Origin of the sequence: Shimia abyssi (assembly GCF_003014475.1) — a bacterium.
In the GTDB taxonomy this organism is placed as follows: Bacteria; Pseudomonadota; Alphaproteobacteria; order Rhodobacterales; family Rhodobacteraceae; genus Shimia; species Shimia abyssi.
In genome coordinates, this window is sequence record NZ_PYGJ01000011.1 from 1 (window position 1) to 21950 (window position 21950).

Genomic DNA, 21950 nt, shown 5'->3' on the forward strand with positions numbered 1-21950 from the left:
AAAACCGGCTCACTGTCGCGCTCGGACCGGTTGGCCAAGTATAACCAACTGATCCGCATCGAAGAAACACTGGGCGAAACCGCGGAATATGCGGGGAAAAGCATTTTGAAGGCGCAGTAAGCAGCTTGCTGCCTTGCGCGATGGCGCGAGTTTGCACATTCTGAGACACAAGTGACGAGGCCCGTGGCAAGCGCGGGCCTCGTTTCGTTTTTGGGAGGTGCGGAATGGCGATCTATAATCTTGGTTCGATCAACATCGATTATTTCTATCAGGTGGAGCATTTGCCCGCACCCGGCGAGACGATTTCGGCCATTGAGTACATGGTGAATTTGGGCGGCAAGGGGTTGAACACGAGTGTTGCCGCGCAGCGTGCGGGGGCAGATGTGCGACATGTGGGGGCGGTTGGGCGCGATGATGCAGTGGTGCGCCGGATGCTGGCGGAGTTGGGCGTGGATGATACGCGTGTTGTTGGTGTCGAGGCGCAAACAGGGCACGCGGTTGTTTATGTGGATGCGGCATCCGAGAATAGTATTGTGATTTTTGGCGGTGCCAATCAGGCGATTGATGAAACAAATGTGCGGGCAGGTTTGGATGGAGCCGGACCGGGCGATTGGTTGTTGTTGCAGAACGAGACCAACGCGAATGAACTGGGCCTGAAGATCGCGCGGGAGAAGGGCATGAAGGTGGCGCTGGTGGCGGCACCTTTTGAGACCGGGGCGTTGGTGGATCTGATCGGGCAGGTTGATCTGGTGTCGATGAACCGGACCGAAACGGCGCAATATGAAGCGGCTTTGGGGCAGGCTGTGCGAGAGGTGCAGGGACCGGCGTTTCTGTTGACCTATGGGGCCGAGGGATCAGTGTTTATTGACGGCGAGAGCGAGACGCGGGTGGCGGCGTTTGCAGTGGATGCAGTGGACACAACGGCAGCTGGTGATACGTTTTTCGGGACATTTCTAGCGCAGCATGCGGCGGGTGCAGGCATCAAAGAGGCGATGCGGTTTGCAAGCGCGGCGGCGGCGGTGAAGGTCACACGCAAGGGCGCGGCAAAGGCGATTCCGAAGGCCGAAGAGGTGCGAGTGTTTTTGCGTTCTGTTTCGGAGTAGCGCCCGGCGCGTTGACCAGGCGCTGGAGCGCATCAGGTGTCGTGGCGGGCCCAGTAGAGCCAAGTGGCCGCTGTCCATGAAAATGACTTGCCGCCCGCCGGATCGCCATCGATCGGGTTGAAGTATTCCGAAAAGCCTTGGGTTGCCAAAAGCTCTCGAATGCGTGCGCGCAGTTCGGGTTCTTCGGGCACGTTGCGTTCTGCCAGACCAAGGCCGATCAGTAGGTTCATGCAAGGCCATGTCGGGCCGCGCCAGTAGCGGTGCGGATCGAATGCCTCGCCGTTCAGGTTATAGCTGGCAATCGGGTATTTGGAGACTGCGAGCGCGTTCTGAAGTTGCGCGCGCATTCCGGGGTGATCAACGCCGGCGTACCAGCACAGGTAGGAGCCGCAGCTGATCGAACCAGAGAATTCGCCGGACGATGTATCACGGGAGTCAAAGGCGGAAATGTCGGGGTTCCAGAGCGTTTGAACGCCCTGTTCGAGCGTTTCGATGTACTGGTTAAGCGACGTGGTGTCGTGGCCGAGTTCGTTGCTGATATGCAAGAAGTCACGCACGGCGCGCAGGGTGATGAAGGTCATCAACGGATCAGAGACGCGGAAAGGATTGATCCGGGCAATCTCGGCGTCGTCCCATTGCGCGCTGCGACCAATTTGCAGGAGCCAGACATAGAGGTCGTAGTCCTTTTGCGTGGGGCGATGAGCGCTGTTTACGTGTTTAGTGTCTTGGCGCGTGTAGCTTTCGACACCGGATGTATCGATGCGGGCCATGGCCTTGTCCCAATCGGGGGCATTGTCGCGGCCGGATTCCCATGGGTGGACCGTAAAGATCGCGCCTTGGTCGTCGAGGCGCCAAGCCATGTACCAGTCGATCCAAGCGCGCAGTTTAGGGACGAGCGCGTTCAGCCGGTCGCGTCCCTGAGCTGGGTTTTTTTCCCAGATCAGGCGAGCGGCGGTGACTGCTACGGGCGGTTGACTGATACCTGAAGAGGGTACGGGGCCGTCGCATCTCCATGTTTCTGGGCCGGGGAAGTAACCGGTTGCCGGGTTGTGGAACAGGATTTGCGGGACCATGCCACTGGCCCACTGGCCGGACATGAGGGTTTCGATTTCCTGCCACGCGCGTTCAAGATCGAACTCGGCGATACCGAGGGCGCTGATCGCACTGTCCCAGTTCCATTGATAGGGATAAAGCCCGTCGGTGGGGATGGTATACCCGCCGCGATCGTTGGCTTTCAATACGTCGATGGCGCGTTGTGTGACCACGTCTGTTGTTGTCATTGCTGCTTATCCTGTGTGCCGAATGCGGCCTGTTTTGTGGTGGTTCTGGACCGGGCCGGATCGAATCTTGTTCTCTGAATAGGAGGATCCGAAACCGATTTCGGCAAGGGCATTTCGGTGGTTTTTTTGCTGCAAGATGATAGAAAGAAAAACTCCCCGGTCAGAGGTTTCTGGCCGGGGAGTTTTATTCATTTGAAACCGCAGAGTGATTGGGCGCGTGACTGTATGCATGCCACAGGCCCGCTCAGACAACTGCGGTTTGGCAGATCACAGGGCCTGTCCGTCTTTGTCAAAGAAGTGCAACATTTCGCCCGGATAGTGCAGGCCAATCGTGGTGCCCGGCGTGAGGTCGGTGTCGCCATTCAGGCGGACAGTCACCCGCTCTTCGACGCCGCAATCAACAATCAGGAACGTATCTGCGCCAAGGTATTCGATCACTTCGACAGTACCGTCGCATTGACCCGTACCAGCCGCAACGACACCGATATGTTCGGGGCGGATGCCCAGCTTGGTCGCGTCGCCGGTTCGGTCGTAGCTGCCGCTGCCGCCGTTATCGAGCTGATAGGTATCCCCCTTGGTCGTGCAAGGCAGGATGTTCATTTTCGGGCTGCCGATAAATTGCGCCACAAACAGGTTGGCGGGGCGTTCATAGAGTTCGCGCGGAGTGCCGACCTGAGCGATGTGACCATATTCGAGAACAACAATCCGGTCAGCCAGTGTCATGGCTTCGACCTGATCGTGGGTCACGTAGATCATTGTACGCTTGAGATTCTGGTGCAGCTTGGCGATTTCGTAGCGCATTTCGACTCGTAGGGCCGCGTCGAGGTTTGACAATGGTTCGTCAAACAGGAACGCGGTGGGGTCACGCACGATGGAGCGGCCAATGGCGACGCGTTGGCGCTGGCCACCTGAGAGATCCTTGGGGCGGCGTTCGAGGAAGGGGCCAAGTTTGAGGATCTCGGCGGCTGCGTTCACCTGTTTGTCGATCTCTGCCTTTGGTACGCCCGCGACCTTGAGTGAGAAACCCATGTTCTCTGCGACGGTCAGGTGCGGATAGAGCGCGTAGGACTGGAACACCATGGTCAGACCGCGTTTGGATGGCGGGTGATCAGTGACGTCGTTGGCGTTGATCTCAAGAGAACCGCGAGAGATGTCTTCGAGGCCGCCAATCATGCGGAGCAATGTTGATTTGCCACAGCCGGAGGGGCCGACGAACACAACAAACTCGCCTTCTTCTATTTTGAGGTCGATGCCTTTGATGACCTGGGCTGTGCCAAACCATTTTTCGACGGATTTAAGTTCGATGCTACCCATCAGTTCCTCCCTGCCCAGTGCAGCCAAACAGCGGCTGTCCAGGTAAATGCATTACCGCCAGCCGGGCTGCCGGTTGTTGGGTCAAAATATTCAGCAAAGCCGTAGGCCGAGATCAGATCTCCGGTCTTGGCGCGCAGCTGTTCGGCCTCTTTGGTGTGGCCCATGTCGTTAAGTCCGATGCCAACCATCATGTTGATGATCGCCCATGTCGGCCCGCGCCAATAACGGCGCGCGTCGAATTTGGGCATGTCGGGATCGTAGCTTGGGATCGGATACGGGACGGTGTCCAACGTGTGGCGCAAGCGGTCGAGCATCTTTTCAGAGTCGATTCCGGCAAACCAGCACATGTAAGAGGCGTTTGAGACGCTCTCGGACCATTCGCCGGAATGCGCATCGCGCGAGTCAAACGAACCGAGGTCATCGTTCCAGAGGGAAAGCGCGCCGGCTTCGAGGCGGGCGATGTCGTCTTCCAACCCGTCCGCTTCGATTCCGAGTGCCGCGCTGAGCGCCAGCAGGTCGCGCGCGGCGCGCAGGCTGGTGAACGACATTGTCGGGTCCGCAACACGGAATGGGTTTGCGCTCAGCAGGGTTTGCTGATCCCAGTTCGATTGGCGACCGATCTGCACCAGTTTGATGTAGCGGTCATAGTCGAATTTGGTTGGGCGATCCTCGCTGTTGACGTGGCTGGTGTCGCGGCGCTGGTATTCGCCCACATCGGACGCGTCGATGCGTGCCATTGTGTTGTCCCAGTCGGGTGCGTTGTCGCGACCCGTTTCCCAGGGGTGGGTGGTGCAGACGGCGCCGCGATCATCCAGACGCCATTTCATCACCCAGCGATGCCATGCAAGCATGGCCGGGAACAGTGCGCGCACGCGCGCTTCGCCTACGGTGCGGTCCTTTTCCCAAATGCGCCGCGCCATGGTGGCGGCGATGGGGGGTTGGATGATCCCAGAGGATGGGATCGGACCGTTGCAGCCCCAAACGTCCGGCCCCGGAAAATAGCCGGGATCGGATTTGTGGAACAGAATATGGGGCACCATGCCGTCGGACCACTGGCCGGAGAACAACGTCTCTAGTTCGGTCCAGGCGCGGTCGTTGTCGAACTCGGCAAAGCCGAGCGCGGCAATTGCGCTGTCCCAGTTCCATTGATAGGGGTAGAGCCCCTCGGTTGGGATGGTGTAACCGCCACGGTCGTTGGCAATAAGGATATTGCGCGCCTCGCGGTCGGGGTTGGTTTGTTGGTTCATAGAAGTCATCCTTTGACGGAGCCCGCTGTCAGACCTTTGGTCATGAAGCGTTCAAGCCCGAGGAACAGCGCCATGATTGGAACGGTGGCGATCACAGCACCGGCCATCAGGTGCTGACGGGGGATTTCAGAGGAGTTCAGCATTGTGACCCCGCGGGTCAGCGTGAACTTTGATGGATCATCAAGCAGCATGAAGGCCAAGAGGAATTCATTCCAGGCGATCATGAAGACATAGAGCGACACAGAGGCCAGCGCCGGAAGGCTGAGCGGCAGGGTGATTTTCCAGATCACAGCCAGACGCGACAGACCATCCATGAGCCCAGCCTCTTCCACTTCGGTTGGCAAGCCACGGAAGTAGCCTTGAAGCATGTAGAGAGCGACTGGGATCGTCGTGACCGGATAGATCATCACAATCCCAAGGATCGAGTTGCGCAATCCGGTCAGCGAGAACGCGATGTAAATCGGCAACGCCAGAACGATCATGGGCACCATGTAGATCAGCAGGATCGAGCGCGAGAACGCCTTTTGGCCCTGAAACCGGAACCGCGCTACGGCGTAGGCGCCGGGAACGCTGAAGGCCAGTGTGATGAACACGGTCAGCACGGACACGAAGAACGATGTCCACAAGTAGCTGCCGAAGTTAAAGTCGCGGAACAGCTCGATGTAGCTGCGGAACAGCGCGGTGCCCTGTGTGAGGTCGATTGAAAAATCCAGAGGATTTTGCAGCAGCGCCTGCTGGGATTTCAGGCTGGTCATAACCATCACATAGAAGGGGATGACCACAATCGCGGTGAAGAAGATATAGCCGAACCCGGTGCAAAACCGGATCACGGCATCTTCGAACTCGTGTCGTGTCAGTTCTCCAAAAGGCAATTCCTTGAGGATCTGGGCTAGGGACACGTGCATGACCGCCGCCATCGAGAGGATGGTGACAAGCGTGGCCTGTAGGGACGTTTCCGGGCCGATGACCACAGGGCCAAGCGATGTCAGGCAAGAAAGCCCGAGCAGCGCTGAGACGGCCAGTCGCGCCGGCGCGTGACGCGCCGGGAAGCGAACATAAGCCAACCCTGCCGCAGCGCCCCAGAGCAGGCTCATGAGAACCTGCGGACGAAACGCTGCGCCCGTCGCAAAGGACATGGTGATTGCAATTGTGGTGGAGATCACCACAAGCCAAAGGGCGCCGAGAACCGGGCCGGTGATAAAACCATTACGCATCAGAGACCCTCCTCGCGGCTGATGAAGCGGAAGAAGACGAAGCTGAAGACAAGCAGGCACATCAGGATCACCACCGCCACCGCCGCACCTGCGCCGATGTTGGAGATCGCAAATGCCTGTTCGTAGACGTTCACGGTGAGCGTTCGTGTGCCCGCGTTACCGCCGGTCAGCAGGAAGATGTCGTCGAACTTGTTGAACGTCCAGATGAAGCGCAGCAGGAACAGTACCGACAGGATGCCTAGAAGCTGTGGGATGCTGAGCAGCCAGAATTTCTGGAACGGAGACGCGCCGTCCATGTCCGCGGCCTCGTACATGCTGGAGTCGATGGATTGCATACGCGCCAGAATGAAGAGGAAGGACAGCGGGAAGTAACGCCAGATTTCAAACACTGTGACCATGATCAGCGCCAATGGGCGTTCGCCGAAGAAGTTGATCGGGTCTGTTCGCAGGCCCATCTGCACCAGTAGTGCGTTTGCTGATCCGGAAAACGGGTCAAACAGGGCTACCCAAGTGAAGGCAACGGCAATGACCGGGGCAACATAGGGGAACAGGTAGAGGCCGCGAATGAACCCTTGGCCCTTGAAGCTTTTGTTCAGCAAAAGTGCCGCGAAAAGGCCCATGAGCAAGGCACCAATGGTGCCAAAGACAGTGTAAAACAGTGTCACCCAGAAGACGCCCCAGAACTCGGACCCGTCAAAGACGCGGGCGTAGTTTTCCAGGCTGAAATCAAGGTTTGTCAGAATATTGGGACCGCTGCCGGTGAGCTTGGGCTCGGAGGCTTCGATCTGTTGTTCGAGCGCGTCCGGGTCGCCATCAAGCGTGACGGGAACGCGGATGCGTTCGCGTTGGCCGCCGGTCAGGGTGCCAAAATCGCAGAACAAGTCCCGGCCATTGAGCTGGCACGGAGCAGTGACGCCCGCGGTCGCGGTCACGCCATCGGGCAGCGTATCGCTGAGGGTGACGCCGGTGACATCGATGTCCTGACTTGAATTCCGCAGGCGGTATTCGATGCGCAGGTCGTCGCCTGAGCCACGCAAGCTCTCGCGGACGACCGGAGCCGGGGGGCGCAGGTCGGACAGGGAAAAGGGTTTAAAGCTGATCCAGAAGATCGCTAACAAGGGCAGGACCACAACAAGTGATACACTGACGAGCGTAGGGGCCAGAAGCGCCCATGCCAAACGCGCCTCGCGTTTCGCAAGCGCTCCCGTGCCGGTCGGTGGAGTAGCCGAAGACATGGGGGAACCTCGAAGGGGTAAGTGCAGCGGCGCGGACGCCGCTGCGGAAAGCCAAAAGGTAGGTTTACTGAACCTTGGCGAGTTCTTCGTTCATTGCTGCAACTGCTGCAGCTGCGTCAACTTCGCCGTCGATGTATTCACGGACAACGCGGTTGATCGCCTGGCTGTTGATCATCTTAGAGGCCAGCGACAGCTGTCCTTCGGAGACGCCCCAACGCTGGGCAACGTCCAGACCGCCAACGATCTCGTCGATCATTGCCTGGTCATAGAGTTCACCAAGCGGTGCTTTGCGATCCACACCGACGGGCAGTTCAGCCCATGCATCGGAGAACGCGCTTGCGTTGTCGGCATTACCGCGACGTACCGGGAATTTGCCTTCGGGTGCGATCGACAGGGTTTGTGTGTAGCCCTGATCCATGGCGTATTTCACGAAGTCCATTGCCGCGTCTGTGTCGGCGTCGTTGGTGATGCCGAAGTAACGCACGTCACCCCATGCAGCGCCATCAGGGTTAGATGGGCCAGAGAAGGTGGTGACGATGCCGGTTTTGGCGGCCAGATCACGCGAGGTTGGATCGTCGTTGATGGTGGGCGGAGCGCTGTCACGCAGACCAGCCAGTTCATCAAGGATGAAGGGCGACCAGATGATCATCGCAGCTTTGCCAGCAAAGTAGAGTTCGCGCGATTGTTTCCAGTAGAGCTCACCGGGAGGCGATGCCTTTGCGATGGCTTTGTAGAAATCCAGAACTTCGGTTGTTGCAGCAACGTCCAGTGGCTGGAACCCATCGGGGCCAACCGGGCTGACACCATTGGCGAGGAAGACATGTTCCAGAACCTGGCTCATGAAGTTTTCGTCAACTTTGGTGGCGGCAACAAAGCCGTACATTTCTGGCGGGTTGTGCAGTTTTTCCAGCGCGGCCAGAACGTTTGCGTAGGAGTTGGGGGCCTCGAGGCCAGCCGCGTCAAACGCGTCTTTGCGGTAGACAACCATTTGGGTCCAGCCATCAACGGGAACCGATGCGGTTTCGTCGTTGAACGCTGCCATGGCAAGCGCGCCGGGGGCAAATGTGTCGGTGCCGAGATCTTCGATCACTTCGGTGGCTGCTTCGGTATCAAGGATACCTGCTTCGGCCCAAGGCAGGGCGTATTGCAGCGTGTGATAGATAACGTCAGGCAGATCGCCAGCGGCGTATGCAGCTGTGGCACGTGTGCCAAGATCGTTTTCGCTGACAGGGATAACTTCAACGGTGGTGCCGGTTTCAGCTTTGAACTGGTCCGCCATTTCCTGCTGCTTGGCAAGACGCTCGGGCTGTTCTTCTGTGGTCCAGAAGCGGATCGTGTCCGCCTGAACGGACATCGCCGTCAGCGCAAGCGCAAGCGATGAGCTAAGCATCAGCTTTGCGGCTTTGGGTGTGAGTTTCATCTTTGGTTTCCTCCCAAGATTTTGGTCAGTGGTTTTCAAGAATTTTCTGTGCCAGCTGTTCTGACGTCAGAGTCGGCGGGCCATCCGAGGCCCGTTCGATCAGGACCGCCTCGCTCAATTCGCGAAGCGTTTCGGGGTGTTCCCCCCGAATTTGGCGGATCAACAAGGTTGCGAGCCGGGAACCGGCCATGCGCGAATCCACGTTGAAGGACGTGAGGGGCGGGTGGGCGTATTGGCATTCGGGAATGCCGTCATAGCCAACAACCGAGACGTCGCGCCCTATTTCCAGACCCAGCTCTGCTGCGACCGGGTAGAACCCAAGCGCGGCCAGATCCGTCGCAAAGATGATAGCGGTTGGTGGGTTGTCCAATTTCAACAAGGCGCGCGCCTCGACGGCGCCTTCTTCGCGGGTGCGGGCACCATCGCGCACCAGATCAGGGTCATATGACAGACCCGCAGCGGAGAGCCCGTTGGCATAACCTTCGCGGCGCAGGTGGGTGTAGTTGAACTTGAGGTCGCTGCCGACAAACCCGATCCGGGTGTGGCCAAATCCAGCGAGGCGTTTGACTGCCTTGTGGATCGCTGTCTCGCCGGAAATGTCGAACCAGGATGTATCGGCGGGCGGTGTGCGCTGGCCGTACCCGGTGCGCCCATAGAGAATATGCGGCACGTTGAGCGCACGAAGGTGGGCCACACGTGGGTCCTTGACCGCCGTACGCGGCAGGATAAAGCCGTCGGCCTTGCGCTCTTCGAACAGACGACCAAGGATGTCGAGCATATCCGGTTCGGATTTGGCGGTTGAAATTGTGACGGTCCAGTCACTCTCGCCTGCCGCTTCGCAGGCACCGGCAATGAAATCGCGCAAAAAGGGATTATGCCCATCGGGTTCATCGCTGTTCAGCACCATGGCTATGGCGCGCACACGGCCGGTGCGGATCGCCTGGGCGTGGCTGAGCGGGCGATACCCAAATTGCCGGGCGGCGTTTTCGACGCGCTTGCGAGTGGCGGGAGAAATATCTTTGTAGCCATTCAGCGCGCGGGACACGGTACTCTTGGACAACTTGAGATGCGCCGCCAATTCATCAAGCTTCACGCGCCCTGTGACGGGTGGGCGTTTGGCCAAAGGATCAGTGTTTTGCACAGCGGGATTCGTTGTCATGCCCTAAAGCCTCCACTCCGAAACCGGTTTCGGCAATAGTAAAGTTAGTTTTTTGCTGGTGGATATAACCGTTATATTTCAGCATATTAAAGGAGAATGCCCCAATTCTACCGCGAATGGAGCCATAATTTTAGGCTGAAAACAAATCGACCCATGCCGCCAAATGGAGCGGTCAAAAGCAGGTGAAATTTGGACATTGTACAGCGGTCATGTTGCCGCACACCAAAGGATTCTTCGGATCCGGACATGGAGGCCATGTAAGTCATGGACCGGTGCCAGGATCAGACTGGGGCGTGCTTAGAAACGGGTAATGACCGTTGCTCCGACCGATTGGAACTTGTCCATGTTCATCAAGGCGGCGGGCGCGTCAGACAGGCTGATTTGATCGCCAACAAGAAGGCTTGGGTTGAGCTTGCCGTTTTTGACCATATCCAGCATGGCGCCGTAGCGATGAGCCTGCATTCCGTGCGAGCCTAGCAGTTCGATTTCCTGCCCTACGATCTTGGGCATTGGGACCGCAGGGGTCGCGTGTTCGCCAAGCATCAAACCAACCTGAACATGCTTGCCACGTGGGCGAAGGCACAGGATCGAGTTGGTCATAGTGACAGAGTGCCCAAGCGCGTCCAAAGACACATTTGCGCCGCCCTTGGTGATTTCCCTGATCGCTTCGGGGACGTCGTTTTGCACACCGTTAACGGTCGCAATTGCGCCAAGATCAGCGGCCAGAGCGAGCTTTTCTGGTGTGATGTCTACGGCGATCACGTTGGCGCCGACAGCATTTGCGATCATCACCGCAGAAAGCCCGACACCGCCGCAGCCGTGGACGGCGACCCATTGACCGGCTGAGATCTTGCCCTGATCGATCACCGCGCGGAACGAAGTTGCAAAGCGGCAGCCAAGGCTGGCGGCGGTTGCAAAATCCATGGTTTCCGGGAGGGCGACGACATTCAGGTCGGCCTGATGAATGGCGACAAATTCGGCAAAGCTGCCCCAATGGGTGAAGCCGGGCTGTTCCTGTTGCGGGCAGACCTGTTGATGTCCAGCGTGACATTCAGAGCAAGCTCCGCAGCCGCAGATAAAGGGAACGGTGACGCGGTCGCCGACCTTCCAGTTGGTAACGTCTTTGCCGACAGCCTGAACGATGCCAGCCAGTTCGTGGCCGGGGATATGGGGGAGTTCGATGTCGGGGTCATGCCCGACCCAGCCGTGCCAGTCGCTGCGGCAAACGCCGGTTGCCTGAACCTTGAGAACTACACCATGCGGCGCCGGTGTTGGGTCATCAACGGTGGTGACTTTGGGGGACTGGTTAAAGTTTTCGTAGAGAACAGCTTTCACGAGTGGAGACCTTTGTTGAACTTAGCCAGCTGAGACATAGCACGGTCTGGGAGATGCGAAAGAGTTTGGGTGTGGCACACGGGCCGGGGACGTGCGCGGCGAAAGATTCGGACAGTCACGAAAAAGGGCGAGTTAAAACCCGCCCTTTTGTTCGTGGAAAATGTTAGGGCGTCAGACCGTTGTGCCCTTGATGCGGATCGCCGTTCCCACCGTGCCAGCCATCAGACCGACGACGACGGCGATGAAGGCTTCGATCATGTCGACATCGGCCATCTGGAACCCTGCAAACACCAGAGTTTCAAATATCCCGACCGCTCCACCCAGCGCCGCGCCAAGAAAGACGTTTCGTGTCATCATGCCCAGCGCAAGGCCAAGGATGCCGGGTAAGCTGAGGACGTTGCCGCCAATTGTTCCAAGTAGATCAAGCATGGTCTCAGCCTCCGGGTTTGGTATCTGTTGTATCGTTCAGGTAGTCGCGGATCGCCTCTGGATCGGCCGCTGCTGCTTTGAGCGGCTTGGGGCCATCTTCGAGCGCGAGTTCCTCGACAACGCGTTTGTATTCTTCGAGATACCCCTCGGGCAACTTGTGGGCGATGCCCTGATGGCAATCGATGCAGGTCATGTCGTTGTCGATTGCGCGCTGGTGTTCGTTTGAGGCGCGGGTTTCCTGAAGCGTAAAGTCCATATAGTCAAAGTTGTGACAGTTGCGGCATTCGCGGCTGTCAGATTGTTTCATCTTGCGCCATGTCTGGGCGGCCATGTGCAGGCGGTGATCTTCGTATTTCTCTTCTGTGCTGATGGTGCCCATCACCTCGTGATAGACATCCTTGACCGCCATCACCTTGGCCTTGATCTTGTGGTTCCATTCCTTGGGCACGTGGCAGTCTGAACAGATTGCACGAACACCGGAGTGGTTGTTGTAGTGAATGGTCTCGCGATACTCACCAAGGTTGGTTTCCATTGTGTGACACCCGGTGCAGAATTCCTCGGTGTTGGTCATTTCCATCGCCCAGTGGAAGCCGCCCCAGAACAGGATGCCACCAAGGAAGCCCGCGATCAGGGTGAAGCCAACGCTGAGCACACCGGTGGGTGTCCAGAACCAGTTCCAGAGGCGTCCGATTGGGCCGCGCTTTTTGTCGTGGTCGGTCATGGGTCAGTTCCTTTCCATGCGTCTCACTTGGACGGCTCGAATGTATTGTCGACAAGTGGCAGGGCGTCGACCTGAGGGACGTGGCACTGGTTGCAGAACCAGCGAGTGCCGGCGACCTGATCAAGCTGATTGCCGTCGCGATCCAGATAGTGGGTCATCGACAGAGTTGGCGCGCCGCGTTCTCCGGCCACGGACCAGTCGTGGCAGGCCAGACATTCATTGGCGTTGCGGTCGATCTGGTGCTGTTCGATGGAGTGCGGGATCAGTGGCGGCTGTTGACGGTAGGCGCGTGGAAAGCGTTTTTCGTCCTGTTTGTGGTTAGACTCGAGTGGCACGTACTCGTCGACCTGCACACCGCGCAGGGATTTGACGGTCCCGGCCTGCTGAGCCACGGCAATGCCACCTATGGCGACAAGGGCCCCGATGGTCAGGGCGCTGATGAGGCGTATTGTTTTCATCTTGCTATCTCCATTGCTTGCTCAGGCGGCTTTGCCGACCTTTGGCGCAGGGTTGGATCGCGTTCGGACACGCCCCGGCGCGGGGGTGTCGTCGAAACGATGGGTGAATTGAAAAACTTTGGGCGCGCAGACGTCGATGCAGCGGCCGCAGTTGGTGCAATCTGCGGACAGGATCAGCGGAGTGTCGCTGTCCTGACCACGCAGGGCGGGGGTGATGACATGCATCTCGGGGCAGACAGCGAAGCAGTCCATGCAATCGTCGCAGTCTGCACGGTTATTGGCAGTGACGCGGAGCAGGGATTTTTGCCCCAAGAGGCCGTAGAATGCACCGACAGGGCACAGGTGGCCACACCAACCGCGACGCGCCAGCAGCAAGTCAAACAGGAAGACGCCAATCACAAAGGTCCAGGCAAATCCCATGCCAAAGATCAGGCCGCGGTGCAGCATCGAGATCGGGTTTACGACTTCCCATGCGATGGTGCCGGTCAGTACCGAGACCACCAGTACCATTGCGAGCATAAAGAGGCGCGTACCACGTTTGGGTTGCCAGCCTTTGGGTAGGTCGAGTTTGCGGTGCAGCCAGCTGGCGGCGTCGGTCACCGGGTTGATGGGACACACCCAAGAGCAATAGACACGCCCACCAATGAGCGCATAGGCAACACCAATGACGAGTGCGCCGATAAGAGCCGTGAGTTCCGGCCAATGGCCCGCCACAACGGATTGCACCGCGATAAACGGGTCGGTCAGGGGCAGAATGTCGAAGGTCAGCGAACCGGACAGGTTTCCTTTGACCCACCAGATGCCGAACCATGGACCCAAAAGGAAAAGCGAGAGAAAGAACGTCTGACTGATACGTCGCAGGATCAGAAAGCGGTGGGCGTGCCACCAACCATTTTCCAACACAGCTTCGCGGCCCACCGGGAGGTGTATTGTGTCACTCATCAGTTGGACCCCCCAAGCGTTGGCAGCTGGAATGCTGGTTCAAATCCACCGGGCGCGGCAAGGTTATCTGTGCCCGGGCCGGGCAGTCGGTCGGGCAGATCGATGAGTTCATCTACCAGTGGAGTGTTTTCCTCCCAGCCACGTTTGTAGTGATCGGCGGCTTCGGCGCGGGCGGTACGGAAGGGCAGAACCTTGATCGCGCTTTCGTCAGGCAGAACGCAGGATTTTTCGCATTTTCCACATCCTGTGCAGGCGTCGGCGTGCACAGTGGGCATGAAGATGGCGTGGTGGCCAGAGCGTTCGTTGTGGCTGCGTTCAAGGGTGATCGCCTCGTCGATGACAGGGCAGACGCGATAACAGACGTCACAGCGCAGACCGAGCGCGTTGAGGCAGTTTTCCTGATCGATCAGGACGGCGACGCCCATACGCGCATCGTCGATGTTGGTGAGGTCATGGTCAAGTGCGCCGGTGGGGCAGGCGACGACACAAGGGATATCATCACACATTTCGCACGGCACGTCGCGGGCGGTGAAAAAAGGTGTGCCGGTCGCCGCACCATCAACGCCCAGTTCCGCCAGAACCAGCGTATCGTAGGGGCAGTCGCGCACACAAAGGCCACAACGGATGCAGGCGGCGAGGAAATCGTTTTCGGGCAAGGCGCCGGGTGGTCGGATGGCACGTTGCGGCAGGGCACGCGCATCCTGAACCAACCACACAAGCCCCATGCCCGCCACTGCACAGCCCGCCGTGCCGCGCGCTGCATCCTGAAGGAAGCGGCGGCGGGCGCGGTTTTCTGGCTGTGTCTGCGGAGCGGACATGGCTTTGACTTTCGTTTTCGAGAAGTGGAGAGCGCGCTGGGCGCGCTCTTACCGGTTCAGGCGCGCTCGACTTTACAGGCGCATTTTTTGAAGTCGGTCTCTTTGGAGAGCGGACAGGTCGCATCCAGCGTCAGCTTGTTGGTCAGCTGATGTTCATCGAACCACGGCATGAACACGACGCCACGAGGCATCTTGTTGCGGCCACGGGTTTCGACGCGGCTGATTACCTCGCCCCGGCGGGTAGACAGCGTGATCTCCTGCCCACGGCGCAGGCCACGATCGCGCGCATCCTCGGGGTGCATGAACACCTGTGCTGAAGGGTAAGAGCGGTGCAGCTCGGGCACGCGGCGGGTCATTGAGCCAGAGTGCCAATGTTCCAGAACGCGACCTGTGACCAGCCAGAGGTTGTAATCCTCATCCGGTTCTTCGGGCGCTGGTTCAAACGGAGCAAAGATGATGTTGGCCCGGCCATCCGCGTTGCCGTAGAATTTGACGCCCTCGCCTTCTTTGACGTAGGGGTCATAACCCTCGCGGAAACGGTAGAGCGTTTCTTTGCCGTCCACCACGGGCCAGCGCATTCCGCGGGCTTGGTGGTAGTCATCAAAATCTGCCAGATCGTGGGCTTTGCCACGGCCAAAGTCTGCGTATTCTTCAAACAGGCCTTTTTGAACGTAGTAGCCGAAATCTTTGGATTCTTCGTTATTGAACCCTTCGGCTGTTTCGGACAGTGGGAATTTGTTGACCTTGCCGTTTTCGTACAGAACCTCATACACGGTTTTGCCTCGATACTCGGGCATTTGTGCGATGAGTTCTTCGGGCCAGACATCTTCGATGGTGAACCGCTTGGAGAACTCCATGATCTGCCAGAGGTCTGATTTGGCCTCTCCGGGGGCGTCGACCTGTTGGCGCCAGAACTGGGTGCGGCGCTCTGCGTTACCATAGGCGCCCTCTTTCTCGACCCACATGGCGGTGGGTAGGATCAGGTCGGCGGCCAGCGCGGTTACGGTTGGATAAGGGTCCGACACGGTGATAAAGTTGTCCGGGTTACGATAGCCGGGATAGCCTTCTTCGTTCATGTTCGGGGACGCTTGCAGGTTGTTGTTGCACTGAACCCAGTGACAATTCAGTTCGCCATCCTTGAGTTTGCGGTGCTGAAGAACAGCATGAAAGCCGGGCTTAGGTGGGATTGTGCCGTCTGGAAGTTTCCATTTTTCCTCGGCGATTTTGCGGTGTTCTTCGTTTGCAACAACCATGTCGGCGGGCAGGCGGTGAGCAAAGGTGCCCACCTCGCGTGCGGTGCCGCAGGCAGAGGGCTGACCTGTGAGCGAGAAGGGCGAGTTGCCCGGTTCCGAGATTTTGCCAACGAGTAGGTGGACGTTGTACATCAGTCCGTTCACCCAAGACCCACGGGTGTGCTGGTTGAACCCCATAGTCCACAAGGACATGACCTTGCGGTCGGGATCGGCATATTGCTGAGCGAGGTGCAGCAGTTTGTTTTCAGGAACACCGGAGAGTTCCGAAACCTTTTCGAGCGTATATTCAGAGACGTACTCTTTGTATTGTTCGAAGCTGATTTTTTCGAGTTTGCCCGAGTTGGGGTTCGCTGCGGCCTTTTGCAATTCGTGTTCGTCACGTAAGCCATATCCGATATCTGTGGCGGTTTTGGTAAAGTTGACGTTCTTGTTCACGAAGTCCCAGTTCACCGCGTCATTTTCGATGATGTAGTTTGCGATGTAGTTCAGGATCGCGAGATCGGTTTGGGGTGTGAAGATCATGCCGTTGTCGGCCAGTTCGAACGAGCGGTGTTCGAAGGTCGAGAGAACGTGCACCTCGGCACCGGGTTTGGTCAAGCGGGTGTCGGTGAGGCGCGACCAGAGGATGGGGTGCATCTCGGCCATGTTCGAGCCCCAGAGTACAAACGTATCGGCATGTTCAAAATCATCATAACAGCCCATTGGTTCGTCGATGCCAAAGGCGCGCATAAAGCCGACCACGGCGGAAGCCATACAGTGCCGCGCGTTTGGGTCGATGTTGTTGGACCGCAGGCCGGCCTTCATGAATTTGGCTGCGGCGTAACCTTCCCACAGGGTCCATTGGCCGGAGCCAAATATGGAAACGGCGGTAGGGCCCTTTTCTTTGAGGGTTGCTTTCCATTTCTCGGCCATGACGTCAAAGGCTTCGTCCCAGCTTACGGGTTCGAATTCGCCATTCTTGTCATAGGCACCATTGGACTTTCGCAAGAGGGGAGTTGTCAGGCGATCCTGACCGTACATGATTTTGGACAGGAAATAGCCCTTGATACAGTTCAGGCCCCGGTTCACCGGCGCCTTTGGGTCGCCTTGGGTGGCGACAACGCGGCCATCCTTGACCCCAACCAGAACAGAGCAGCCAGTGCCGCAGAAGCGGCAGGCGGCCTTGTCCCAGCGGATGTCGGGTGTGCCGACCTGTGCCGTAGCGGCTTGAGGCATGGAGATACCGGCAGCCGAAGCGGTGGCCGCGGCGGCGGTGGCCTTTAGAAAGGAGCGTCGGGAAGTTGGCAAAGTCATGGCTGGGCCTCCTCAGAGCGTATGCGTGACGGCCGTTTCAGGGCCGACCGGTTCGAAATGGTGATAAGTGAGCGTGACAGTCAGCACGCCGGGGATCTGGTGCATGTCCATGATCTGTTCAGAGGCGCGTTTGTCAGATGTGTCTTCAACGGTCACGACAACGCGTCCATCTTCGTGCGCATGAACCTCGCCGCCCTCAGTCGAGTTAATGGCGTCGATGACCTGCTGGGTCATGTCGGGCATGGTCTGAACCAGACATCCGCAGATATTCAGCATGGCGTTTCCTCGCTGGGCTGGTGTTGGAAAAAGGTGATGGCGTTGGTGGGGCACGCCGTTAGGCAGGCACCGCAGCCCGTGCATGTGTCAGGGTCCATCCGAGGCTCTGATCGCCCGCCGGTGGCCAGACGAAAGCGGATGGATTGCGCATCGCAGTGATCTTCGCAGGTGCGACAGGTGACACCCTGAAGCGAGAGGCATTCCGCGGTGGGTTTGGCGCGCCAGTCCCATACGGTGGTAGGCAGCAGTGCGCCAGTTTCGCAGGCACTTGCGCAATCGCCGCAGAAGGTGCAGGCGCCAAGGGAAAGGTCCACTTTGGGAAAGCCGTCTTCGTCTTTGAGCAGAATGGATTCGGGGCACGCAGCGAGACAATCACCGCAAGCGGAGCACGCCTCTGGGAAGGCGTCAGCGGGTACAGCACCGGGCGGGCGCATGACAGTTTTGTGCCGGAACTGGCCCCTTAGAAACGAACGTCTTTCTGGCTGGTGCGTCATAGGATTTCCTCTGACAATTGCACGCTGGTTTGAAACAAAACTTTGAAATAACGTTTGAAGCGTAGCACAGAATTTTCAATTCGCTCCAGTATATCTTTGGAAACGTTCAGTTTTCCCATTTCGGCGCACGAACTGTCGGTAGGTCGCGCATTGTTTCGAGCGTGTTCAGACGAGGAGCCAAAACCATGTATCTCTTTGTCACCTTTATGAAATTCCCGTGATTTGGCGTGAAGTTTCCGTGAGGTCACGCTGCCCAGGCTAAGCGGGTTTTCGAGACTTCCTAGAGCGGTTTTTGCACCGGATTCAGTATGATCCAATCGGCCGAAAGTAGAGAGTATTATCGAGCCACCCGCACGTTTCAGCGCTGTGCTTGCGGTTGTGGGTGCGCGACGGATTCTTGCATTTGCATCATTGATTCGAGGTTGGTTCGTGCCGGTGCCTTTTGAGCGAGTAAGGTAGGCAGGAGTGACAACACGTTGGCCACACGGATCTGACGCCCATCGCATCATGCGGCGCGGTAATCTGAATTGACTGGTACACGAATTGTGCATTGCGGACTTTCCAAGTAGTCGTTGATGCATAATAGAAACGACCGCGACGCGACTTGACATTAGTCAAGTGTGTTGGGCCACGTTGCGAAAGTGCGTGATGAAGCCAGGCCGTAGCGCTTTGACGTCAGGGGGAAAGAGCAATGAATCATGAGGCGCACAAAGAAATCGCGCGGCGGGCTTTGTTGATTCAGGCACTTCCGGAGCGGCACGTTGAGACGATCCTGTCCAAAGCGGTCTGGCAGCGGTTTGACCGGGGCGAAACCATATTTTTGCAAGGGGACAGCGCGCAGGTGATCCACATTGTCGTGGCGGGGTGGGTCAAGCTGTATCGGATGACCCCCGGCGGCAAGGAGGCTGTTGTCAGCGTATTTACCCGCGGCGAAAGCTTTGGGGAGGCGGTGGCGCTGCGCGCGTTACCGTATCCAGTCTCGGCGGAGGCGGTGACGGCGAGCGACATCATGTGTATTCCGTCATCGACGCTGGTTGATTTGATCCGAGGGGATAGTGAGGTTGGATTGACAATCCTGTCCTCGACATTTGGGCATTTGCACCAGCTTGTGCAGCAGTTGGAAATGCTGAAATCACGGAATGGCGCGCAAAGGATTGCGGAGTTTCTGCTGAGCCTGTGTGATTGTGAGACGGGGCAATGCACAGTGCGTTTGCCATATGACAAGGTGCTGATTGCCGGGCGTCTGGGTATGACACCTGAAAGCCTGTCCCGGTCGTTCTCCAAGTTGCGGCAAGCCGGTGTGATTGTGGAGCGGGACCGGGCGAGAATTGGGGATATTGATGCGTTGCGGTCCTATGCAGAGGCTGATGATTGATTAGATCACGCCGTCGCCTTTAAGTGTTTCAAGGTCAGACGAGGTCAGGCCGAGCTCCGACCAAATAGACGTGTTGTGTTTGCCCAAAGTGGGCGGCGGGCTAGAAACCGTAGGTGCAGCTCCGTCTAGTTTGATACCGGTTGTGACCACGCTGATGTCGCGCTCAACGCCGCGCACGTCTGAGTATGTCGCGAGAAAGCCGCGATCCGCTACCTGTGGGGTCGTCAGGGCGTCTGGCACGCTGAGGACCGGGCCGCAGGGCACGCCGAGGTGGTTCAGTTCCTCGACCCATTCGGCGGCGATACGAGTGGTGAGAACAGTTTCCAGATGTGCCTTGAGGGTCAGGCGGTTTTGTTTGCGCGCCTCGCGTGTGGCGAATTCTGGTACGGTGCAGAGGTGTTCGAGGCCAAGGTGACGGGCAAAGATCTGCCATTGCTCGTCCTTGTTGGCAGCAATGTTGATCAGGCTATCACGCGCTTGAAATGCGCCGGAGGGGGCGGAGGTGAGGTTTTCGTTGCCGTTGGCAGTGGGAGTGACACCCGCGATCAAGTGGTTGGACACGGCCCAACCCATGGTGGCCAGCACGGATTCCAACATCGAGACGTCGATCATCGTGCCACGCGGTGTAGCGTTTAGAGCGGCGGCGATGGCAAAGGCGGCTGTCATGCCGCCGACTGTATCGGCGATAGGGTAGCCGACGCGCAAAGGCGCGCTTTGGGTGTCGCCCGTGATGGACATCACACCAGAGATGCCTTGGATAATTTGATCATAGGCAGGGCGATGTACCCACGGCCCGTCTTGGCCAAAGCCAGAGATGGCGCAGTAGATCAATCGCGGATTGGCGTGTTGAAGGGTCTCATAGCCGACCTTGAGCCGGTCCATCACGCCGGGGCGGAAGTTTTCGACAACGACATCGGCAGTTTTGACGAGGCGTAGGAACAGATCCCTGCCGCGTGGGTCCTTGAGGTTTAGCGTGACGGATTTTTTTCCTGCGTTTTGAGCCAGGAAGGAGACGCCCATGCCTCGAGAGTTCAGGTCTGGGTCTGCGCCGAGCTGGCGGGCGAGGTCGCCACGACCGACGGTTTCCACCTTGATCACCTCGGCTCCGAGATGGGCCAGTTGGTGACAGCAGAACGGGCCAGCGAGGACGTTGGTCAGGTCGAGAACTCTGACTTTGGCAAGGGGTTTGGACATCAGCGCCTCCTTGTCCGTTTGACGACCCGGACGTCAACGAATGGTGGAGCAGGGATGCGGGGCGATCAAGAGGGAATGCCGCTGGCGATTCTCAGACAGTTTGCTACAAACGAAAAACGCGGGGATAATACCCCACGTTTGGAATTGGTTCTGAGCGTTTGGTTAGCCGCCAAAGTCATCCAGCATGATGTCTTCGCGGTCTACACCCAGATCGACCAACATATTGATCACCGACTGGTTCATAATGGGTGGGCCACACATGTAGAATTCGCAGTCTTCCGGTGCCGGATGGGCGTTGAGGTACTCCTCGTAGAGCACGTTGTGAATGAACCCTGTATGGCCGTCCCAGTCATCCTCGGGCAGAGCATCAGACAGGGCGACGTGCCATGTAAAATTCGGGAACTCTGCGGCAAGTTGGTCGAAATCTTCGACAAAGAACATCTCTTTCTTGGAGCGCGCACCGTACCAGAACGTGATCTTGCGATCTTTGTTCTTGAGGCGTTTGAGCTGGTCAAAGATGTGAGACCGCATAGGGGCCATGCCGGCGCCACCGCCAACAAAGACCATCTCTTTTTCGGTTTCGCGCGCGAAGAATTCGCCAAACGGACCGGAGATAGTGACCTTGTCACCTGGCTTCAGGTTGAAGATGTATGACGACATCTGACCCGCAGGGATGCCTTGCGAACCCGGAGGAGGCGAGGCGACGCGGACGTTGAGCATGATAAGGCCCTTTTCGTCCGGGTAGTTTGCCATGGAATAGGCGCGCTCGATCGGTTCGGACACAGTGGAATCGTATTGCCACAGGTTAAACTTGTCCCAGTCTTCGCGGTACTCTTCCTGAATGTCGAAATCGGTGTATTTGAGCGAGTGCGCGGGTGCCTCGATCTGGATATAACCACCAGCGCGGAAGTTTACGTCTTCGCCTTCGGGCAGTTCAAGAACGAGGTTCTTGATGAAAGTGGCAACGTTTTCGTTCGAACGAACGGTGCATTCCCATTTTTTGACGCCGAATACTTCCTCGGGAACTTCGACTTCCATGTCTTGTTTTACGGCCACCTGACAGGACAGGCGGTCGCCACAGGCCGCTTCCCGCTTGGTGATGTGGCCTTCTTCGGTTGGCAGGATCGATCCGCCGCCCGAGTGGATTTTCACGCGGCATTGCGCGCAAGTGCCACCGCCGCCGCAGGCGGAGGGGACAAACAGTTTCTGTTCTGCGAGGGTTTGCAGCAGTTTGCCCCCGGCGGGTACAGAGATGGTTTTCTCGCCGTTGATGACGATGTTCACATTGCCGCTGGACACCAGTTTGGAGCGGGCGGCCAGAATGATTGTGACCAGCGCCAGAACGATTGCGGTGAAGAGGGCAATGCCAAGGCCGAATGTTGCCATAGTG

General features: G+C 58.0%; 21 protein-coding genes. 3 read left to right on the forward strand and 18 right to left on the reverse strand.

Going from position 1 to position 21950, the window contains the following annotated elements:
- Both CLV88_RS15250 and CLV88_RS15255 read left to right on the forward strand, forming a co-directional pair.
- On the forward strand, positions 1-120 hold a 120-nt coding region (locus CLV88_RS15250; protein WP_133169974.1), incomplete at its 5' end, for a hypothetical protein.
- Between the two features lie 104 nt (positions 121-224).
- Complete coding sequence (locus tag CLV88_RS15255) at positions 225-1103, forward strand: ribokinase (RefSeq protein ID WP_106609284.1); 879 nt, start codon at positions 225-227, stop codon at positions 1101-1103.
- Between the two features lie 32 nt (positions 1104-1135).
- Here CLV88_RS15255 and CLV88_RS15260 read toward each other — a convergent pair whose 3' ends face one another.
- From CLV88_RS15260 to napF, 16 genes are all read right to left on the reverse strand, one after another.
- Positions 1136-2383, reverse strand: a complete 1248-nt coding sequence (locus tag CLV88_RS15260) for an MGH1-like glycoside hydrolase domain-containing protein (RefSeq protein WP_106609285.1) — start codon at positions 2381-2383, stop codon at positions 1136-1138.
- Positions 2384-2650: 267 nt separating this feature from the next.
- Positions 2651-3697, reverse strand: a complete 1047-nt coding sequence (locus CLV88_RS15265) for an ABC transporter ATP-binding protein (RefSeq protein WP_106609286.1) — start codon at positions 3695-3697, stop codon at positions 2651-2653.
- Positions 3697-4944 (reverse strand): MGH1-like glycoside hydrolase domain-containing protein, encoded by a 1248-nt coding sequence (locus CLV88_RS15270; RefSeq protein WP_341477169.1) that lies wholly within the window; start codon positions 4942-4944, stop codon positions 3697-3699. The genes CLV88_RS15265 and CLV88_RS15270 overlap by 1 nt, the downstream gene beginning before the upstream one ends.
- A 5-nt stretch (positions 4945-4949) precedes the next feature.
- Positions 4950-6158, reverse strand: a complete 1209-nt coding sequence (locus CLV88_RS15275) for a carbohydrate ABC transporter permease (RefSeq protein WP_106609288.1) — start codon at positions 6156-6158, stop codon at positions 4950-4952.
- The gene (locus CLV88_RS15280) at positions 6158-7393 is read right to left on the reverse strand and encodes a carbohydrate ABC transporter permease (protein ID WP_106609289.1); all 1236 of its coding nucleotides are present in this window, start codon (positions 7391-7393) and stop codon (positions 6158-6160) included. Before CLV88_RS15280 ends, CLV88_RS15275 begins: the two co-directional genes overlap by 1 nt.
- A 64-nt stretch (positions 7394-7457) precedes the next feature.
- Positions 7458-8813, reverse strand: a complete 1356-nt coding sequence (locus CLV88_RS15285) for an ABC transporter substrate-binding protein (RefSeq protein WP_106609290.1) — start codon at positions 8811-8813, stop codon at positions 7458-7460.
- Between the two features lie 25 nt (positions 8814-8838).
- The gene (locus tag CLV88_RS15290) at positions 8839-9972 is read right to left on the reverse strand and encodes a LacI family DNA-binding transcriptional regulator (RefSeq protein WP_106609291.1); all 1134 of its coding nucleotides are present in this window, start codon (positions 9970-9972) and stop codon (positions 8839-8841) included.
- 297 nt (positions 9973-10269) lie between these two features.
- Positions 10270-11307, reverse strand: a complete 1038-nt coding sequence (locus CLV88_RS15295; protein WP_106609292.1) for a zinc-dependent alcohol dehydrogenase family protein — start codon at positions 11305-11307, stop codon at positions 10270-10272.
- Positions 11308-11478: 171 nt separating this feature from the next.
- Complete coding sequence (locus CLV88_RS15300) at positions 11479-11736, reverse strand: hypothetical protein (RefSeq protein ID WP_106609293.1); 258 nt, start codon at positions 11734-11736, stop codon at positions 11479-11481.
- Positions 11737-11740: 4 nt separating this feature from the next.
- Positions 11741-12457, reverse strand: a complete 717-nt coding sequence (locus tag CLV88_RS15305; protein WP_106609294.1) for a NapC/NirT family cytochrome c — start codon at positions 12455-12457, stop codon at positions 11741-11743.
- Positions 12458-12480: 23 nt separating this feature from the next.
- Entirely contained in the window at positions 12481-12915 is a 435-nt protein-coding gene (locus CLV88_RS15310) for a nitrate reductase cytochrome c-type subunit (protein ID WP_106609295.1), read from the reverse strand.
- A 21-nt stretch (positions 12916-12936) separates the two neighbouring features.
- Positions 12937-13857, reverse strand: a complete 921-nt coding sequence (gene napH / locus CLV88_RS15315) for a quinol dehydrogenase ferredoxin subunit NapH (protein ID WP_106609296.1) — start codon at positions 13855-13857, stop codon at positions 12937-12939.
- The gene (gene napG / locus CLV88_RS15320; RefSeq protein WP_106609297.1) at positions 13857-14675 is read right to left on the reverse strand and encodes a ferredoxin-type protein NapG; all 819 of its coding nucleotides are present in this window, start codon (positions 14673-14675) and stop codon (positions 13857-13859) included. The genes napH and napG overlap by 1 nt, the downstream gene beginning before the upstream one ends.
- 56 nt (positions 14676-14731) lie before the next feature.
- Positions 14732-17221, reverse strand: a complete 2490-nt coding sequence (gene napA, locus CLV88_RS15325) for a nitrate reductase catalytic subunit NapA (protein ID WP_106609298.1) — start codon at positions 17219-17221, stop codon at positions 14732-14734.
- A 12-nt stretch (positions 17222-17233) separates the two neighbouring features.
- A complete protein-coding gene (locus CLV88_RS15330) occupies positions 17234-17497 on the reverse strand; it encodes a chaperone NapD (protein WP_106609299.1) in 264 nt (87 codons plus the stop codon).
- Positions 17491-17991: a ferredoxin-type protein NapF gene (napF, locus tag CLV88_RS15335; protein WP_106609300.1), complete on the reverse strand. Its 501-nt coding sequence runs from the start codon at positions 17989-17991 to the stop codon at positions 17491-17493. Before napF ends, CLV88_RS15330 begins: the two co-directional genes overlap by 7 nt.
- A 691-nt stretch (positions 17992-18682) precedes the next feature.
- Here napF and CLV88_RS15340 point away from each other — a divergent pair.
- Positions 18683-19366: a Crp/Fnr family transcriptional regulator gene (locus CLV88_RS15340; RefSeq protein ID WP_106609301.1), complete on the forward strand. Its 684-nt coding sequence runs from the start codon at positions 18683-18685 to the stop codon at positions 19364-19366.
- Here CLV88_RS15340 and CLV88_RS15345 read toward each other — a convergent pair whose 3' ends face one another.
- A complete protein-coding gene (locus CLV88_RS15345; protein WP_106609302.1) occupies positions 19367-20560 on the reverse strand; it encodes a CaiB/BaiF CoA transferase family protein in 1194 nt (397 codons plus the stop codon).
- Positions 20561-20722: 162 nt separating this feature from the next.
- Positions 20723-21946, reverse strand: a complete 1224-nt coding sequence (nqrF, locus tag CLV88_RS15350) for an NADH:ubiquinone reductase (Na(+)-transporting) subunit F (protein ID WP_106609303.1) — start codon at positions 21944-21946, stop codon at positions 20723-20725.
- Positions 21947-21950 lie beyond the last annotated feature (4 nt).

Bases quoted from the DNA above. Each gene is read 5' to 3' on its own strand.
- CLV88_RS15300 (WP_106609293.1), bottom strand. From the start codon at position 11,736: ATGCTTGATCTACTTGGAACAATTGGCGGCAACGTCCTCAGCTTACCC.
- CLV88_RS15255 (WP_106609284.1), top strand. From the start codon at position 225: ATGGCGATCTATAATCTTGGTTCGATCAACATCGATTATTTCTATCAG.
- nqrF (WP_106609303.1), bottom strand. From the start codon at position 21,946: ATGGCAACATTCGGCCTTGGCATTGCCCTCTTCACCGCAATCGTTCTG.
- napH (WP_106609296.1), bottom strand. From the start codon at position 13,857: ATGAGTGACACAATACACCTCCCGGTGGGCCGCGAAGCTGTGTTGGAA.
- CLV88_RS15280 (WP_106609289.1), bottom strand. From the start codon at position 7,393: ATGTCTTCGGCTACTCCACCGACCGGCACGGGAGCGCTTGCGAAACGC.
- CLV88_RS15345 (WP_106609302.1), bottom strand. From the start codon at position 20,560: ATGTCCAAACCCCTTGCCAAAGTCAGAGTTCTCGACCTGACCAACGTC.
- CLV88_RS15310 (WP_106609295.1), bottom strand. From the start codon at position 12,915: ATGAAAACAATACGCCTCATCAGCGCCCTGACCATCGGGGCCCTTGTC.
- CLV88_RS15265 (WP_106609286.1), bottom strand. From the start codon at position 3,697: ATGGGTAGCATCGAACTTAAATCCGTCGAAAAATGGTTTGGCACAGCC.
- napF (WP_106609300.1), bottom strand. From the start codon at position 17,991: ATGACGCACCAGCCAGAAAGACGTTCGTTTCTAAGGGGCCAGTTCCGG.
- CLV88_RS15260 (WP_106609285.1), bottom strand. From the start codon at position 2,383: ATGACAACAACAGACGTGGTCACACAACGCGCCATCGACGTATTGAAA.
- CLV88_RS15340 (WP_106609301.1), top strand. From the start codon at position 18,683: ATGAATCATGAGGCGCACAAAGAAATCGCGCGGCGGGCTTTGTTGATT.
- napG (WP_106609297.1), bottom strand. From the start codon at position 14,675: ATGTCCGCTCCGCAGACACAGCCAGAAAACCGCGCCCGCCGCCGCTTC.
- napA (WP_106609298.1), bottom strand. From the start codon at position 17,221: ATGACTTTGCCAACTTCCCGACGCTCCTTTCTAAAGGCCACCGCCGCC.
- CLV88_RS15305 (WP_106609294.1), bottom strand. From the start codon at position 12,457: ATGACCGACCACGACAAAAAGCGCGGCCCAATCGGACGCCTCTGGAAC.
- CLV88_RS15275 (WP_106609288.1), bottom strand. From the start codon at position 6,158: ATGCGTAATGGTTTTATCACCGGCCCGGTTCTCGGCGCCCTTTGGCTT.
- CLV88_RS15270 (WP_341477169.1), bottom strand. From the start codon at position 4,944: ATGAACCAACAAACCAACCCCGACCGCGAGGCGCGCAATATCCTTATT.
- CLV88_RS15285 (WP_106609290.1), bottom strand. From the start codon at position 8,813: ATGAAACTCACACCCAAAGCCGCAAAGCTGATGCTTAGCTCATCGCTT.
- CLV88_RS15290 (WP_106609291.1), bottom strand. From the start codon at position 9,972: ATGACAACGAATCCCGCTGTGCAAAACACTGATCCTTTGGCCAAACGC.
- CLV88_RS15330 (WP_106609299.1), bottom strand. From the start codon at position 17,497: ATGCTGAATATCTGCGGATGTCTGGTTCAGACCATGCCCGACATGACC.